A 17052-nucleotide genomic window follows, 5' to 3' on the forward strand; every position below is an offset into this window, starting at 1 on the left:
TTTATTTACATGTAATCTCATAATAAAAAGAGCATTCCAAAAGTAAATAATCTACTTTTGGAATGCTCTATCATTTTATCTTTCTATTGTGGCTAACGAGATTCTCACTACAAAATAAGCTAAGAAACTTGTATACATCCACTTAAATATAGCATCACTGTTTAAAAATTATTTTCCATCTTTTTCAGTCATATATGTCCACTTGAAGCTATACTCTGGGCTAATGTTATGGTGAACGATGCCTTTTGCATTTGGTTTTTGAACATATGCATCACCACGTTGGTATAAAGGCACAATTGCTACATCTTTCTCAAGAAGTAATTTCTCAGCTTGTCCTAGCTCTTCCCAACGTTTCTTCGCATCGCCCATTAATTCTCCACCAGCTTTTTTAATCATTTCATCATATTTCTGATCAGAGAAGCTCATTTGGTTATGAGAATGTTTAGACTCAAACATATCTAAGAATGTCATTGGATCCGCATAATCTGGATTCCAACCGCCATATGAAATATCATAATCTTGCTCTGTTTCTAATTTTAGTTTTTGCTTGAACGGCTGAAGTTTAATATTAACTGTTACACCTTTTAAATTCTTCTCGATTTGATCTTTTACATATTCCCCAACTTTTTTCGCATTACCAGTATCATAGTTTAATAGCTCAATTGTAACTTGATCTTTTCCAAGTTCTTTTTTCGCTGCTTCCCATGCAGCAGCTGCTTTTTTCGCATCTGGTTTGATACCGTTTTTAAATGTTTCTTGGAAGTCTTTACCGTCTGGTCCAGTTGCTAATCCTTTCGGTACTAAGAAGTCTGCTGGTTTAGATCCATCATTTAAAATAACATTTGCTAAATTTTTCTTATCAATAGAGTAGGCAATTGCTTCACGTAATTTTTGACTCTTTAATGGTGTATCTTGTCCACCACGTTTTTGGTTCATACGAATAAAGTAAGTACTTACTTGTGAATAAGTCCCAAACTCTTCCTTATTATTTCTATACTTATCAACAAACTCTCCCGTTAATAAAGCAACATCAATTTGACCACTATCATATAAATTCACACGTGTTGCTGGTTCTTTTACAACACTATAATTAATCTCATCTAGTTTTACAGTCTTTTTATCCCAATATTGATCATTTTTCTTTAATTTCCAGCCTTGCTCATGCTTCCAATCAGTTAGAACAAACGGTCCATTATATACTGTTGTATCAGACTCTAAACCGTATTTATCCCCTTTTTCTTTTACAAACTTCTCATTTAACGGATAGTACGATGGGAATGCTACTAAGTTTAAGAAGTATGGTACTGCTTGTTCTAATTCAACTTCTAAAGTAGTATCATCTACTGCCTTTACTCCTAGTTCTGTTACAGGTTTTTCACCTTTATTCACCGCTTCTGCATTTTTAATTGGGAATGCGATAAATGCATACTCAGCAGCTGTTTTTGGATCTAATAGGCGTTGCCATGCATATACGAAATCTTTCGCTGTTACAGGATCACCATTTGACCATTTTGCATCTTTACGTAATTTAAATGTATATTTTTTACCATCCTCACTCTTCGTGCTTGATTCTGCAGCAGCTGGGATTGGTTTGTTATCTTTATCTAATCGATATAAACCTTCCATTGTGTTCCCTAAAATTTGAGAACCTAATGTATCTGTATTTTTAGAAGTATCCATTGTTGGAATCTCATTTGTTTCAGTACGATTTAGTACTTGTTTTGCTGCTAATTTTCCTTCTGATTTACTATCTCCACCAGAGCTAGAATTTGTGCTTGTCTTCTTATCTCCACCTGATGTAGAACATGCTGTTAATGCCATACTCATTGCTAAAACTGGTACTACAACCGCTGTTAGTTTTTTCATTTTTTTCTTTTTCACTTTCTGTACCCTCCCTAATTCTTAACGCTCTCACTTAAGAATTTTCTGATAATTCTGTTTCTCTTTATATATTTATCAGAAGATTCTTATTAACTATTATTCTACTAATTTTTTGAGTTTTGTAAAGTGTTATTATTGAAAATTTTTAAAAAATTATTTTTTTACAGTAATATTCATAAAAATTCCTTAACCTTTCGAAACACTATACCTCATGGAATTCTATGTATTGATTTAATAGTCTTTATATCCCTTCACTATAAACAAACTTGTAAATTATTGTTAATAAATAATGTATATCGTAACAAACCTCTTTTCTACAAAAATAAAAAAGCAGACATTTCGTCTGCTTTAATTCTCCTCAATTTGCTTTTCACTTAACCCTAGATGTGTTCTAAGAGTATTACTCAAACTCTGTAGATCTTTTTTATTAGGGTTATAATAATATACACGTTGCCCGTTTGGGCCATTAGGTAAGTATAAATCATCACCAGCTAATTGTATTTTTTCAACTGAACCGTTTAAACCGTATTTATAAAAAGATAAAATATCATCCATTACTAAATTTGTTTTAAAATCACTATCAACCGCCTCAACTATTTTTTCTAGCTTCGTAATCGATCCTACACTTTTTAATTTACTTAAAATCGCTTCAATAACAAGTTGTTGGCGCTGTCCTCTCATTGCATCACTATCAATATGGCGCGTTCTTGCTAGTGCAAGTGCTTCTTCCCCATTTAATTTTTGTAATCCTTTTATCAAATGAATCGCATCAGGTTCATCTTTACTATTTTGCTCCGTAAATTCAACCGGGACATCCACTTCAATACCATCTAACCCATCAACAATTTTAGTAAAGGAACCAAAATTAAATTTCACAAAATAATCAACGGGCACCTGTAACAATTTTTCTACCGCTTCCACACAAGCTTGCGGTCCTCCATCTCTACCATTTTTAACGAAACCACTTCCATATGCATGGGTTATTTTATCTTTTTTCTTTTCAACTGGAACATATGTATATGTATCACGCGGTATGCTCGTTAATTTCACTGTTTTATCGTCTTTATTAAAAGTCGCTAACAATAATGCATCTGTATGAAATGCACCATTATATTCCTTTTGTCGTTCTTGATTTTCATCAATTCCCATAATTAAAAGTGAAACATGATTTGCAATTGGCTTTACAGATTTCTCACGTAAATTGGATTTTTCACCTCGTGCTAAATTCAAATTAGATTTTTGTACGAGACTAGAAGTTTTCATATATACATAGGCTCCATAGCCAATTCCACCAAATAGTAATACCGCCAGTAGTAAACTTATTATCGTTTTCTTTTTATATTTTTGCTTATTTTTCTCTTCTCTTAAAGATGAATGATTCTCCATTTACTCTCCTCCTGTTTCTATTCATCCAATATGTTTTTCATTCTTTCATATTTAGCGCTATCCTTTTGAAACATACTTTCTTTCAATCCCTTATCTATTTGTATCCATTCAGTCGTAACTGAATATTGAATCAAGCCTTCTTGAAAACTAAGAAATTTCAACATAATCCCTGTATTTTTCTCCACAACCATTTCGAATTTCCCTCTTAAATCTTCAGAGGTGCTAACAGGCATCTCTATGTTGATGACTCCTTCAATTTTGTAACAATCTAATCCAAGATATTTCGTTTCTTTATAATTCCAATCTTTATATCGAATTAACAAATCTGCGAATTCTGATTGAATACTATATTTAGCTAGCCCTATATATTCATCATCATATCGCTTTTTCTCATCTGATTTTCTCACTAACCTTTCCGTAGGATTTAATTTTAATAGTTCATTGTTTCTTTCTTTCGGGTTCCATTTTGTCTCTTTATAGGTATACTTCTCATCATCAAACTCTTTTTTCTTCCCCTCGTTATATATAATTGTTCGTTTTTTGGCTAGTTTATCTTCTTTCGAAGAGATACCTCTTTGTTTCTCCGTATCAATCGCATACTTATATGTTGTAGCAATTCTTGATGAGCTAGAATATTCCTCAAATTGTCCTGAAATATTTTTAAAATAATCAATAGAATCTAGCATTTTTTGATGAATCTTTTCTTTATCTGGATAATGTACATTCGATTTTATTTCTTCTTCATTTTCAAAATCAGAAAACGCTTTTTTCTTTACATATTCAAATACTCCACCATTTTGCGCAAAACTTTGTATAGAAAACTCAGACATAGATACCACTGAAAGTATACAAACCGCTGCACTAATTATCATCATATGAATTTTGTAACTCTTCTTTTTTACCTTAAGATTATGTAGCGTGCCATTAATTTTTTCATTTAACTCTGGAGGTACTATAACATTTTCATCTTTTATTCTCTTTTTTAATTTCTCATCAAATAATTTTTCATTATCCATCCTTTACACCCCCTATTCCATCTTTAATCGTTTTTGTAGTTGTTCCCTCGCGCGTGACAATCTTGATTTCACTGTTCCTTTCGGTATTTCTAACAGCTTTGCTATACTCTCTTGATTCATATCTTCATAATAATAAAGCACCGTAACAGCTCTTAATTCTTCATGTAACGATTGAATCGCATTACACAAATCTATATCTTCATACTGATCACACGCACTCATATTGTAATCATTCTCTTCTGTCACAATTACATTTTTATACGCTCTAATAATATTGTTACACTCATTTATTAGTATTCGAATTAACCAAGTTTGAAAAAATTCTTCTTTTTTTAATTTTTTTATATTTTCATAGGCCTTTAAAATTGTTGTCTGTATCGCATCCTCTATATTTGTCTCATCACGTAACATCGCCTTTGCTATTCGATACATCTTCACTTTTTCTGTATGCATAAGCGCTATAAAGGCTTCATGATTACCTTTTTTCGCCAAAGAAACATCCGTTTCTTCTTTTATAATCATTTTATATAAAGGGATTACTTTCACAATTGCTCCTCCTGTTTCATCCTCACTTTATCACTTCCAATTTAACTTTACATGTATTAGACGTATGAACCTAGAAAAAGGTTCATTTTTTTGAATATTTTCTTAATTAAAAAGATAAATATCCTTTATAAGTGTTATGCGATAAACATACTAGTTTTAATTTACAAATAAAAAAAGCCCACTTTCTAGTGGACTTTCTACTTTATAACGGTAAATCCCTCTTCTTAAACACTACAATTGCTACTATGAAAATACAAAGTGCTCCGGCAGTTAACCCTATACTTACAGGCCATATATTATACGTTCCTTCAGCAATTTCTTTCGGACGAAATAGCGTAAATAATGATATATTTCTCATCCACTCTAACTTATCACTTAACTTCCCTACCATATCCAATACGAAAAATAAGATAGTTAAACTCGCTGAATAACTTAGTGCTTTTCTTTCGTCATTACATATACAAGAAAAGAAAAATGAATACGCACTAACGACTAAAAATATGAGCCCTCCGACTACATTTATCTTCAAAAATAATTCTTTATTTAAGTTATTATCTTGTAAAAACCATTCTGCACCTACTAACCCAGCTACATACGTAACAGATACAATAATCAGAAGTCCCAATATGAGAACAGCAGCTTGTGTAATAGCAATTTGCACTCTAGATACAGGTGTTGCTAGCAAGTATGCCATTGCTCCTTTATCTACATGACGAGCAATTAAATGTGTCGCAACTGTTACGCAAAAAATTGTTAAAATGATAATAAACAATAGACTATAGTATTCGCCCGCTAGAAAATCCATTACGTTTTGAATCGGACTTTCCATACCAACGATTTTTTTCACACTATCAGGCATGGCAGCTATTAATTCATTTAGCCCTTTCGCTGATACCATTGACGGGAATATCCAAATTAATAACCACAAATATAAAGCCGCACCACACGCATAACTCAAAATACTTTTTTGTGTTTCTTTCAAACTAGCTAAAAACAATTGCTTATTCATGCGTTACCCCTTCTTTCTTATCGTAATAATGCATAAATAAATGTTCTAAATCCATCGCTCTCGTTTGAAGTGCCGTTACATTATAGTTTGAAAGTGTTTGTAAAACAGTTTGATAGTTTCCTTGTACAATGATAGATGCCTCTCTACCTTTTACCGCTTCAAATTGCAAATTACACTTTATAAGGGACTCAATCTCTTCTTGTGATGATACTGTTACATCTATCACCTGTCTTCTCATACTTTGTAAATCGTGAATATTTTCAACCGTTACGAGTCGACCATCTTTAATAATAGCTACTCTGTCACAAGTTCTCTCAATTTCAGTAAAAATATGTGATGACATTAGGATTGTTTTTCCTCTTTGCTTTTCCTCTAATATTAAATCTATAAACACTTGTTGCATAAGTGGATCAAGTCCAGATGTTGGTTCATCTAAAATTAACACCTCTGGATCGTGCATAAATGCAGCGACTATCCCTACTTTTTGCTTCATTCCTTTAGACATTTTGCGAATCGGTGTTTTCACATCAAATTGCAGACGCTCTATCAGTTCATCTCGTCTTTTCGTATCCATTAATCCACGCATTCCCTGCATTAATTTTAAAAACTCTAATCCGTTCATTCCTTCAATAAAAGAAATTTCACCCGGTAGATAACCAACTTCCCTTTGAATTTTCGCTGCTTCATTCCAACAATCTAATCCAAAAATTGTCGCTTTACCAGCTGTCGGTTTTATAAATCCCATTAAATTACGAATCGTCGTTGATTTTCCGGCACCATTCGGTCCTAAATAACCAAATACTTCTCCCTCTTTTACATCAAATGTAATATGAAACAAACCTTTTCCATTCGAAAACTGTTTTGTGACATCTTGAACTGAAATCATAATTCCACCTCATTTTTTTGAAATATTGAATATGTGATATTTCAAAATTATTGTACTCCTCATCTTCCATATTCGCAACAACTTTTTGAAATATTTATTAGTCCATATTTCAAAATTATTGTTTTCCATTATTTTTTCTTGTATATTTTAAGTGAGGTGATTGCATTGAACGGCTTTGAAAGAGTAAAAGAAAAGAAAAAGCGTGCCATTAAAGAAGCAGCATTCGTATTATTTTCAGAACGTGGATTTAATGAAGTGAAAATAGAACATATCGCAAAAGAAGCAAACGTTTCTCAAGTTACAATTTATAATCATTTCGGAAGTAAAGATGCGTTATTTAGGGAGCTTATACAAGAATTTATCATATCTGAATTTCAATATTATAAAGAGCTTGCAGAAGAAAAATTACCTTTTCATGATATGATGCAAAAAATGATTGTAAGAAAAATGAATACTGGCGGGTTATTTCAACCTGATATGTTACTACAAATGATGCAAAGGGACGAAGAACTCCGTAAGTTTATTTATAGTTATCAAAATGAAAAAATCCTGCCCTGGTATTTAGAAATATTAGAACAAGCTCAGCGCAAAAACGAAATTAATCCACACCTTACTAAAGAAATGATGTTACTTTACATTCAAATGTTTACTAAATTAGGTGATGATTTTGGGGCACAACTTCTTGAAGGAGATCGCGAAAAACATATACAAGATATCGTTACGATGTTCTTTTATGGACTCTCCGTCCCAGAAAAATAATTTTTCTAAAGAACAAATAGAATCACCAAAAAGCCCTTTGGATATTTAAATCGCAAGGGCTTTTTCATATCAAAAAATGACTAAAACTAACTTTATCTTAAAAAGGTTAAATGCTGCTTTATAGATAACACCTTATTATAGATTAACTCTTTTAGCATAACAGGCTGAATTGAGATAATCGTTTCACCGAAATTCAGAAAGTAATTTGAAATAAAATCAAATTCTTGCTTGTTAAAATAGCCTGTTATAATGTAATTTTCATTTTCCTTTTGCATCCTCATGGAAGGATAATTCTCTTTATCAAAAATATCCTTTCCTTTTTGATTAACAATTACGCTAAAATCAATTGCATCAGGCTTTCTGTGAAAAGTAGTAAGATAACTTAATAATTCTTCAAGATTTTTTGGATTAATATTGCTCGTTTCCACAATAGAAAGAATTTTATCACATCTAATTATTTGAACATTATTTGTCTCAAAATTAAAGATTTTAGCATACCACTGGCCAAATTTAGATTCTAATCGAATAAATTGGGCAACCAATGCTTGCTCCTCACCTTTTTTTAAATATGTTAAATGATAAACTCGCTCAGCAAAAATTCCCTGTAAAATTTCTTTTAAGAATGGACTAAAATTACTATGATTTGTTACTTCAAAGGAAAGCGTTCGTTCCATGATTGAAATATTTTTACTCACATTATCAGGTAATACATGTTTAAATTTATTTTCAAGTGCAATACTTTCTACATTAAATGGTTTTGTCTTGTATCCATTTAGCGTAAGAATTGAAAAGTATAGCGCATACATTTCATCCACACTAAAATAAATTGGCGATAACACACTATTTTCTATAATTTTATAACTTCCATTTCTACCTAGTTCAGAATATATGGGTACACCTATTTCTTCCAATGATTGAATATCTCGCAACGCGGTACTTTTAGAAATATCATATCTAGCCATTAAATCTTTTAAATTAAAATATCTTTTATTATTTAAGAAAATAAGCATGTCATTTATTCGTTCAGTTTTTTTCATATTTCCCTCCCAAAAAGGTATCATGTATTGAAACCTTTTTAATCTATATTATAATTATCAACTAATAAAGGAGTTATATATTTATGACATTAGAAATAGCTATTTTTCTTTCAATGAATGGGCAAGCAAAGGAGGCGATTAATTTTTATATACGTAATTTAGAAGCCAAAAAGTTAATGATTGTTACGTATGAAGAACTGGCGAAAAGAGATAGTTCTTTTAAAATTACAAGTGAAAATAAAGATCATATTGCTCACTCTGTTTTACAAATTGGGAATACAAAGCTAATGATAGCGGAAGATACAATGAAGCTTAATGAACTTTATAACGTTGGAAATAACATGTCACTTTGCATTCAAAGCGCTAATTTAGAAGAGATACAAACGTTTTATAATAATTTAATTTCCGATGAGCATGTGAAAATAATCTCTCCGCTAGAAAAAAATATATTTAGTGAAGCATATGGTATTATTGAAGATCCTTATGGCATACAAATCCAATTAATGTATGATAAACGACTAAACTAAATAATTAATCATATTCACATATTCCTAATAAAAAAGACACGAATTTCGTGTCTTTTTTATTTTATAGAAATGACTCTACCCTTTTCACTACTTTCAATCGCTAATTGAATCAATTTAATAACATCTAAACCTTCTTTTGCTGTTACAGGTAGTTTCTCACCATTTAATATACTATCTCGTACACCTTTATAATAATTGTCATAACAACCGACTTCTGTTGGAATACGCTCTAGGCTTTCTTCTGTTTCTAACGTAGCAAAATTCTCTTCATCGTCTACCCCATAACCGTTATCGCCTGGCTTCATTCCATTTTTTAATTGCTCTTCCTGCGAATCCATACCGTACTTCACGATAGAACCTTTCTCTCCATGCACTATAAAATGCGGTCCAGCTTTTTTCACATAACTGCTGCTACGTAAAATGACACGTTTAACTCCGTAATGAAGTACTATATGGAAATAATCATCCACCTCTGCACCTGGTCGTTGTTTTATTACATCTGCACTTATCGCATCTGGTTTCCCGAATATTGATAACGCTTGGTCAATTAAATGCGATCCTAAATCGTATAATATACCGGAACCTGGTAGATTTTTTTCTCTCCATCGATCACGTACATGTGGACGGAAACGATCAAAATTTGATTCATATGCGTATACATTCCCTACTCTGTTTTCTCCTAACAATTTCTTAATTGTTAAGAAATCATTATCAAAACGACGATTATGATATACGCTTAACATTACATTATGCTGCTCTGCTAATGAAATAAGCTCTTCCCCCTCTTCAATTGAGACAACAAATGGTTTTTCTACAACAACATGCTTACCGTTTAAAATTGCTTCTTTTACATATGGAAAATGAGTTGTATTAGGTGATGTAATAACAACTAAGTCAACATCAGCTCGCTTCACCAATTCATCAATTGTACTAACAACATTAGCGTTTGGTAATGTTTCTTTTACTACCTCTTCTTTTGAGGATAATACAGCACGAATATCATATTCTTCTATTGTTTGTAATAGTGGGATATGAAATGTCGTACTAGAAAAACCAAATCCTACAATCCCTACACCTATTTTTTTCATGTTGCCCCTCCATTTGTGCCGCTTTAACGAGCAGTAAGATTCCTAACCCAAAATTCAGTGAAAGCTAAGGAATTAGGTGAGGAATCAACTGCTTGTTAAAGCCCGATTAGTTGAACTTTATGAGAACGATTTCATTCAGTTATTATAACAAGATTATTATTATTTACATAATAAATTGCCTAGAAAAAAGCATCTTGCTACTATTCATAGCAAGATGCCCTCTTTATTCTGGTCTTTTCTTCGTCCACGTTTCTACTACTTCACCAGTATCATTTACATCTAGCACTAGGCTACCATTACTATACCGGTCTTTATTTCGATACGCTTTCGGATCAATCTCTTCTACAATGTTTTTCTCTGTCTTCATGTAAACTAATTCATCGTCCCGAACAATTTCAATACCGACAATGCGGTACGGATTACGTTTTAACTCTTTGAAAATAACAAGGCCTCGCTTCGCCCTCGTTGATTTTTCAATTTCTGATGCTTTTAGACGTTTTACAGCACCACGCTGCGTTACGAGAATAAGTTGATCTTTATCACCATTTAACGGTTTACCAGAAGCGACATAGTCATCTTCTTTTAAATTAATTGCTTTCACACCAGCAGCTCTTACACCGACTGGACTTACTTCATCTTCATGGAAAATAAGTGCATATGCACCATGTGTAGCAAGAACGATATCACTCGTTCCATCTGTCGCAAATATATCGACAACTTCATCATCTTTTTTCAAGTTTACAGCAACGAATGCCCTTGAATAACGCTGAACTTTATATTGATTTAATTCTGTTTTCTTTATCATACCATTTCGTGTTACAAATACGATAAATCGTTTTTCTTCCTCAAAGTTCGGTACAACCGTTGCCCAAATGATCGTTTCATCTCGGTCGAGTGAAACGATATTTGCAACGTGCTGACCTAAATCTTTCCAACGAATATCTGGCATTTCGTATACTGGAAGATATATATAGTTCCCTTTACTTGTGAATAAAAGAACTGTTTCAGTCGTATTCGTATCGAATCGTTCAAGTAAGATGTCACCCTCTTTCATACCGAAGTCTTTGCCGTTTGATGCATTATGTGAGCGCCATCCAGTACGTTTCACATATCCTTCTTTCGTTACAGTAACGATGACATCTTCTTGTGGAATCATCACTTCTACGTCTATTTTAATTTCTTCAATTTGTTCTTCAATAATAGCACGGCGATCATCACTATATGTTTTCTTAACTCTCTTCAAATCAGTTTTAATGACTTGAAGTAATCTTTTTTCACTTTGTAAAATTGACTGTAGCTCTAGAATTTTCTTATTAAGCTCATCTGCTTCTTCTTGTAACGCCGTAATGTCTGTATTCGTTAAGCGATATAATTGCAAGGAAACAATTGCTTCCGCCTGTGCTTCTGTAAAGCCAAATTTTGCACTTAAATTATCTTTCGCATTACGTTTATCTTTTGAAGCTCGAATTGTCTCGATTACTTGATCTAAAATCGATAATGCTTTCTTTAAACCTTCTACAATATGTTGACGATTTTCTGCTTTTCTTAATTCATATTGCGAACGTCTCGTAATAACCTCTTTTTGATGTCCAATATAAGCATCCAAAATTTTTGGTAATGTCATAAGTGTTGGACGACGATTATTAATCGCTACCATATTAAAGTTATATGGAATTTGTAAATCTGTATTTTTATATAAATAATTTAAAATACCTTCGGCGTTTGCTTCTTTCTTTAATTCAACAACAATTCGTAAACCAGTACGATCTGTCTCATCACGCACTTCAGCAATACCATCTAACTTTTTATCTAGACGTAATTCATCCATTTTCTTTACAAGGTTTGCCTTATTCACTTCGTAAGGAATTTCAGTGATTACAATTTGTTGTTTCCCACCGCGCACTGTTTCAACTTCTGCTTTTCCACGAATAATAATTTTACCTTTACCTGTTTCATACGCCTTTTTAATACCATCAATCCCTTGAATAATACCGCCTGTTGGGAAATCTGGTCCTTTCATAACTGTTAATAAATCATCAACAGTACTATTTGGCTTATCAATACGCATCATTGTAGCATCAATAACTTCTCCAAGATGATGCGGAGGAATTTCTGTTGCATAACCAGCGGAAATCCCTGTAGATCCGTTCACTAATAAATTCGGGAACGCTGCTGGTAATACAACTGGTTCTTCACTCGTATCATCAAAGTTTGACACGAATTCAACTGTTTCTTTATCAAGATCACGTAATAATTCAGATGCGATTGGTGATAAACGAGCTTCCGTATAACGCATTGCTGCCGCTGGGTCCCCATCAACACTACCGTTATTACCATGCATTTCAACTAAAACATTACGTACTTTCCAAGTTTGGCTTAAGCGTACCATTGCTTCATATACAGAGGAATCTCCATGTGGATGATAATTACCGATAACATTACCTACTGTTTTAGCTGATTTACGAAACGCTTTATCATGTACATTACCTTCTACATACATAGAATATAAAATACGTCTTTGTACTGGCTTTAAGCCATCACGTGCATCTGGAAGTGCACGATCTTGAATAATATATTTACTATAACGTGCAAAGCGATCACCTAACACGTCTTCAAGCGGGAGGTCATGAAACTTCTCTGCTTGCATGTTATTCCACCTCCGTCTCCATAATCATTTCATTTTCTAAAATATTTCCTTCTTCTTGCATACCAAACTGTACATTACGTTCAATCCATTTACGGCGCGGTTCTACTTTATCGCCCATTAATGTTGTAACGCGACGCTCTGCTCTTGCTGCATCATCAATTTTCACGCGAATTAATGTACGCGTTTCAGGATTCATTGTTGTTTCCCATAATTGATCCGCATTCATTTCACCAAGCCCTTTATAACGTTGTAACATATAGCCTTTTCCAACTTTTTTCGTTACACCGTCTAATTCCTCATCTGACCAAGCGTATTCAATTACTTCACTCTTACCTTTTCCTTTACTTACTTTGTATAAAGGAGGGAGTGCGATAAACACTTTACCCGCTTCGATAAGTGGCTTCATATATCTGTAGAAGAACGTTAATAACAATACTTGAATATGAGCTCCATCCGTATCGGCATCGGTCATAATTACAACTTTATCGTAGTTAATATCTTCAACATCAAATTCATTTCCTACACCGCCGCCAATCGCATAAATGATTGTATTAATCTCTTCATTTTTAAAGATATCAGCAAGCTTTGCTTTCTCTGTATTAATTACTTTACCACGTAATGGTAATACGGCCTGGAAACGACGGTCTCGTCCTTGTTTCGCTGAACCACCAGCAGAGTCACCCTCTACTAAATACAATTCGTTTTTCTGAGGATTACGTGATTGTGCAGGTGTTAACTTCCCGCTTAACGTACCTTCTGATTTTTTCTTCTTCTTACCACTACGTGCTTCTTCTCTCGCTTTACGAGCAGCCTCACGTGCTTGCGCTGCTTTAACTGCCTTTCTCACAAGAAGTGTAGCTACATCCGGGTTTTCCTCTAAAAAGTAAGCTAAATGCTCTGATACAATGGCATCAATAGAAGAACGAGCTTCACTTGTACCAAGTTTCCCCTTCGTTTGTCCTTCAAACTGAAGTACTTCTTCTGGTACACGTACAGAAACGATAGCCGCTACACCTTCACGAATATCTGTACCTTCTAAATTTTTATCTTTTTCTTTTAATAATGAAACTTTACGAGCATACTCATTGAACACACGCGTCATTGCTGTTTTAAATCCAGCTTCGTGTGTTCCACCATCTTTTGTACGTACGTTATTTACAAACGAAAGAATATTTTCTGAGTAACCATCATTAAACTGGAATGCTAGTTCTGCTTCAATCCCGTTTTGTTCACCAGTGAAATATACAACCGGGTGAATTGAATCTTTTTCTTCGTTTAAATATGAAACGAAAGCTTCGATTCCTGTTTCATAATGAAATATATCTTCTAAATCATTACGTTCGTCTTTTATCGAGATTTTCATTCCTTTTAATAAGAATGCAGATTCACGTAATCTCTCACATAATGTTTCATAATTGTAATTTGTCGTGCTGAAAATCGTTGTATCTGGTTTGAAGTGCATTGTCGTACCAGACTCTTTTGTTTTCCCGATTTTCTCTAACGTCGTTGCAGGAACGCCACCATTTTCAAAGCGTTGTTCATAAATGTTACCATCACGTTTAATTGTTACTACTAACCATTCTGACAAAGCGTTTACAACTGATGCCCCAACACCGTGTAAACCACCACTCGTTTTATAGCCACCTTGACCAAACTTACCACCTGCATGAAGTACAGTTAAAATAACTTCAGGTGTAGGTTTCCCAAGTTTATGCATTCCCGTAGGCATTCCTCGCCCTTTATCTATAACGCTAATACTATTATCTTTATGTATTACGACTGAAATTTCGTCGCCAAATCCCGCTAACGCTTCGTCAACGGAGTTATCTACTATTTCATATACTAAATGATGCAATCCACGGCTATCCGTACTCCCGATATACATACCCGGGCGTTTTCGAACGGCTTCAAGTCCTTCTAACACTTGAATCGCATCTTCATTATATTGGAACTGATGCTTCGCCAAACTCCTTGCCCCTTTCCTAATCCAAAATCAGAACATATGTTTCTATTATAGAATAACGCCTCGACTATAGTTTTGGCAAGTTATCTTATCTCTTTTATATACCATCTTCAATAGAAAAATCCTTGTTTTCTCACAAGGATTCCTCTAGGCTACTATTTCAGAAAAATAATCGTTTGTCAACGAGAAATGGATATGTATTCCAAGATTACACATTCCAAACCTTTATTATGATCCAAATGATCAAGATCCAAAATGGGATTACAAATAACAATCCCCAAAAACAGCCTTTAAAAAATCTCATGATGAACACCTCGTTCATCGGCCCTACTTATCTATAATGAGAGCTGAATCAATCTTTCTACTTTTAAATCTATACTATTTTGTCATCGCATGTTCTACTTTAATACAACGATCCATTATTACAGTATAGTCTTTTTCTTTTAAAAGTTTATATGTATCTTCATCTTGTACTCCTAATTGTGCCCAAAAAACATCTGCATCAATCTCTACAAATTCTTTTGCAACATCCATTAAAAACTCTGAGCGACGAAATACATTTACTATGTCAACGTGTTCCTTAATATCCTTTAGTGAAGAAACTGCCTTTTCTCCAAGCACCTCATCTACTGTTGGATTAACTGGAATAATACGGTATCCAGCATCTTGCATTGCTTTTGAAACCATATACGATGTACGTTCTGGCTTATCTGATAATCCAACAACCGCAATTGTTTTGCTTCTCTTTAACACTTCACCAATTTCCGTACGAGTTGGGTTTTCAATTGTCATAATTAATCCCTCCTATTCCTTTAGTATAGCCGATAAAGAAAGTCTCTTTCAATATGAAAGAGACTTTCTTTTATTTCGATTATTGATTCTTTGTAGCTGAATTATCTGCTAAAGTAGCCGATTTCGTCATTTTTTGACCGTTACGGTAGAATGTAACTTCTACTTTCTCGCCTACTTTTTTCTTTTCATATAAATATTTACGGAATTGAAGTGAGTTTTCTACTTTTTGATCATCTAATGCTACTACAATATCATATTGCTCTAAACCAGCTTTTTCTGCCGGTGATATTGGGTAAATTTTACCTAATACAACACCGTTTGTTACTTCTTTCGGTACTTTCAATTGATTGACTGCATAAGCTTGCACATCTTCTAACGAAACGACACCTACTCCAAGAGCTGGACGTTTTACTACTCCGTCTTTTTCAAGTGATTCAATAACTGGCTTTGCGATATTAATTGGAATAGCAAATCCAATTCCTTCAACTTCTTGCTGTGCAATTTTACTTGAATTAATCCCAATTATTTCACCATTTTGGTTAAATAATGCACCACCGCTATTACCTGGGTTAATCGCTGCATCTGTTTGAATAACTTGTGCTTGCCAATCTGGTCGTTTATCGCCATCAATATCAACTGGAATTTCACGTTCTTTACTACTAATAATGCCTTCCGTTACACTTCCATCAAATCCTAGTGGGTTACCGATTGCAATTGCTTTTTCACCCGCACGGATTTTACTTGAGTCACCTAAAGTTGCAACTTTATTCACATTAGAGCCGTCAATTTCAACAACAGCTAAATCTAACCAAGGATCTTTCCCTACTAACTTTGCATCTACCTTTTTACCATCACTTAGTTTTACAGCAAGTTTATTTGCACCATCTACTACGTGGTTGTTTGTTACAATATATGCTTTATTTCCTGCTTTTTTATAAATAACACCTGATCCTGAACCAGCTTGTTGTTCTTGACCTGTCGGTTGCATTGCAAATGGATCAACACTTTGCTGCATATTAATAACACCTACAACAACGTCTTTCGCTCCTTCAATCATACCAGGTAAATCAGTTTCATTTTTCGCTTTATTTACAACAGGAACTACAGTACCTTCTACTTTTGAATCCGAACTAAATGATGATACTGGTGCTCCATTATTTTGAGCCCATGGCATATATGGTGCTGCAAAACTAATCGAAACCGCTCCGACTACAGCTCCCACTAAACCTGTGAAGAAATAGCCTTTTTTACTACCTGATTTTCTCACTTCTCTCGTTTCACTATGCTCTTCATTTAAATTTGGTCCGTCGTAATATCCCATGTTTTATTTCCCCTCTCTGGTGAATTCGTATTTTCAGTATAGTCACGTTTTGTGTCCTTCTTGTGAACTCATCGTGAAATCCAATTAAAAAAATACTCCTATCTAACATTGTAGACAAGAAAAGTATTTTTTGTACATTCTACCTTCAAAAGAGAGTATAAAATCGCCATTTTCCTAGGCTAAATTACACAAAT

The 17052-nt window shown here is 33.7% G+C and carries 14 protein-coding genes; 2 read left to right on the forward strand and 12 right to left on the reverse strand.

All coding sequences use genetic code 11. The features are described from left to right. Positions 1-168: 168 nt before the first annotated feature. The 6 genes from ATL10_RS19525 to ATL10_RS19550 all read right to left on the reverse strand — a co-directional run bounded on the left by ATL10_RS19525 (position 169) and on the right by ATL10_RS19550 (position 6724). Positions 169-1881 carry a peptide ABC transporter substrate-binding protein gene (locus ATL10_RS19525; RefSeq protein WP_110497357.1) on the reverse strand — a complete coding sequence of 571 codons (1713 nt, stop codon included), beginning with the start codon at positions 1879-1881 and terminating at the stop codon, positions 169-171. 348 nt (positions 1882-2229) lie between these two features. Continuing rightward, a complete protein-coding gene (locus tag ATL10_RS19530) occupies positions 2230-3267 on the reverse strand; it encodes an LCP family protein (RefSeq protein ID WP_090977400.1) in 1038 nt (345 codons plus the stop codon). Positions 3268-3284: 17 nt separating this feature from the next. Further along, positions 3285-4283 (reverse strand): anti-sigma factor, encoded by a 999-nt coding sequence (locus ATL10_RS19535; protein ID WP_090977398.1) that lies wholly within the window; start codon positions 4281-4283, stop codon positions 3285-3287. Between the two features lie 12 nt (positions 4284-4295). Then, the gene (locus ATL10_RS19540) at positions 4296-4829 is read right to left on the reverse strand and encodes an RNA polymerase sigma factor (protein WP_023522718.1); all 534 of its coding nucleotides are present in this window, start codon (positions 4827-4829) and stop codon (positions 4296-4298) included. A 202-nt stretch (positions 4830-5031) separates the two neighbouring features. Next, on the reverse strand, positions 5032-5838 hold the full coding sequence (locus tag ATL10_RS19545; protein WP_090977396.1) for an ABC transporter permease subunit: 807 nt from the start codon (positions 5836-5838) through the stop codon (positions 5032-5034). After that, entirely contained in the window at positions 5831-6724 is an 894-nt protein-coding gene (locus tag ATL10_RS19550; RefSeq protein ID WP_110497359.1) for an ABC transporter ATP-binding protein, read from the reverse strand. The genes ATL10_RS19545 and ATL10_RS19550 overlap by 8 nt, the downstream gene beginning before the upstream one ends. Positions 6725-6880: 156 nt before the next feature. On the opposite strand from ATL10_RS19550, the gene ATL10_RS19555 reads away from it, so the two are divergent. Further along, positions 6881-7483, forward strand: a complete 603-nt coding sequence (locus tag ATL10_RS19555) for a TetR/AcrR family transcriptional regulator (RefSeq protein ID WP_003291871.1) — start codon at positions 6881-6883, stop codon at positions 7481-7483. A 92-nt stretch (positions 7484-7575) separates the two neighbouring features. Here ATL10_RS19555 and ATL10_RS19560 read toward each other — a convergent pair whose 3' ends face one another. Beyond that, positions 7576-8544, reverse strand: a complete 969-nt coding sequence (locus ATL10_RS19560; protein WP_089171584.1) for a helix-turn-helix transcriptional regulator — start codon at positions 8542-8544, stop codon at positions 7576-7578. Between the two features lie 59 nt (positions 8545-8603). On the opposite strand from ATL10_RS19560, the gene ATL10_RS19565 reads away from it, so the two are divergent. Further along, the gene (locus ATL10_RS19565) at positions 8604-9047 is read left to right on the forward strand and encodes a VOC family protein (RefSeq protein ID WP_090977395.1); all 444 of its coding nucleotides are present in this window, start codon (positions 8604-8606) and stop codon (positions 9045-9047) included. Between the two features lie 56 nt (positions 9048-9103). Here the strand turns inward: ATL10_RS19565 and ATL10_RS19570 are convergent, their stop codons facing one another. The 5 genes from ATL10_RS19570 to ATL10_RS19595 form a co-directional block, all read right to left on the reverse strand. Next, complete coding sequence (locus tag ATL10_RS19570; protein WP_090977393.1) at positions 9104-10135, reverse strand: oxidoreductase; 1032 nt, start codon at positions 10133-10135, stop codon at positions 9104-9106. Positions 10136-10358: 223 nt separating this feature from the next. Next, complete coding sequence (gene parC / locus ATL10_RS19575) at positions 10359-12782, reverse strand: DNA topoisomerase IV subunit A (protein WP_001147467.1); 2424 nt, start codon at positions 12780-12782, stop codon at positions 10359-10361. 1 nt (position 12783) lies between these two features. After that, a complete protein-coding gene (gene parE, locus ATL10_RS19580) occupies positions 12784-14748 on the reverse strand; it encodes a DNA topoisomerase IV subunit B (protein ID WP_001062197.1) in 1965 nt (654 codons plus the stop codon). Positions 14749-15123: 375 nt separating this feature from the next. Next, positions 15124-15537 (reverse strand): CoA-binding protein, encoded by a 414-nt coding sequence (locus ATL10_RS19590; protein WP_000151397.1) that lies wholly within the window; start codon positions 15535-15537, stop codon positions 15124-15126. Between the two features lie 79 nt (positions 15538-15616). Then, a complete protein-coding gene (locus tag ATL10_RS19595; protein WP_000542643.1) occupies positions 15617-16858 on the reverse strand; it encodes a S1C family serine protease in 1242 nt (413 codons plus the stop codon). Positions 16859-17052: the final 194 nt, after the last annotated feature.

The organism is Bacillus sp. 196mf (assembly GCF_003217275.1).
GTDB lineage: Bacteria > Bacillota > Bacilli > Bacillales > Bacillaceae_G > Bacillus_A > Bacillus_A thuringiensis_S.

Coding starts and splice junctions, on each gene's coding strand:
- ATL10_RS19530 (WP_090977400.1), bottom strand. CDS start 3,267: ATGGAGAATCATTCATCTTTAAGAGAAGAGAAAAATAAGCAAAAATAT.
- parC (WP_001147467.1), bottom strand. CDS start 12,782: ATGCAAGCAGAGAAGTTTCATGACCTCCCGCTTGAAGACGTGTTAGGT.
- ATL10_RS19595 (WP_000542643.1), bottom strand. CDS start 16,858: ATGGGATATTACGACGGACCAAATTTAAATGAAGAGCATAGTGAAACG.
- ATL10_RS19560 (WP_089171584.1), bottom strand. CDS start 8,544: ATGATACCTTTTTGGGAGGGAAATATGAAAAAAACTGAACGAATAAAT.
- ATL10_RS19570 (WP_090977393.1), bottom strand. CDS start 10,135: ATGAAAAAAATAGGTGTAGGGATTGTAGGATTTGGTTTTTCTAGTACG.
- ATL10_RS19550 (WP_110497359.1), bottom strand. CDS start 6,724: ATGATTTCAGTTCAAGATGTCACAAAACAGTTTTCGAATGGAAAAGGT.
- ATL10_RS19590 (WP_000151397.1), bottom strand. CDS start 15,537: ATGACAATTGAAAACCCAACTCGTACGGAAATTGGTGAAGTGTTAAAG.
- ATL10_RS19545 (WP_090977396.1), bottom strand. CDS start 5,838: ATGAATAAGCAATTGTTTTTAGCTAGTTTGAAAGAAACACAAAAAAGT.
- ATL10_RS19565 (WP_090977395.1), top strand. CDS start 8,604: ATGACATTAGAAATAGCTATTTTTCTTTCAATGAATGGGCAAGCAAAG.
- ATL10_RS19535 (WP_090977398.1), bottom strand. CDS start 4,283: ATGGATAATGAAAAATTATTTGATGAGAAATTAAAAAAGAGAATAAAA.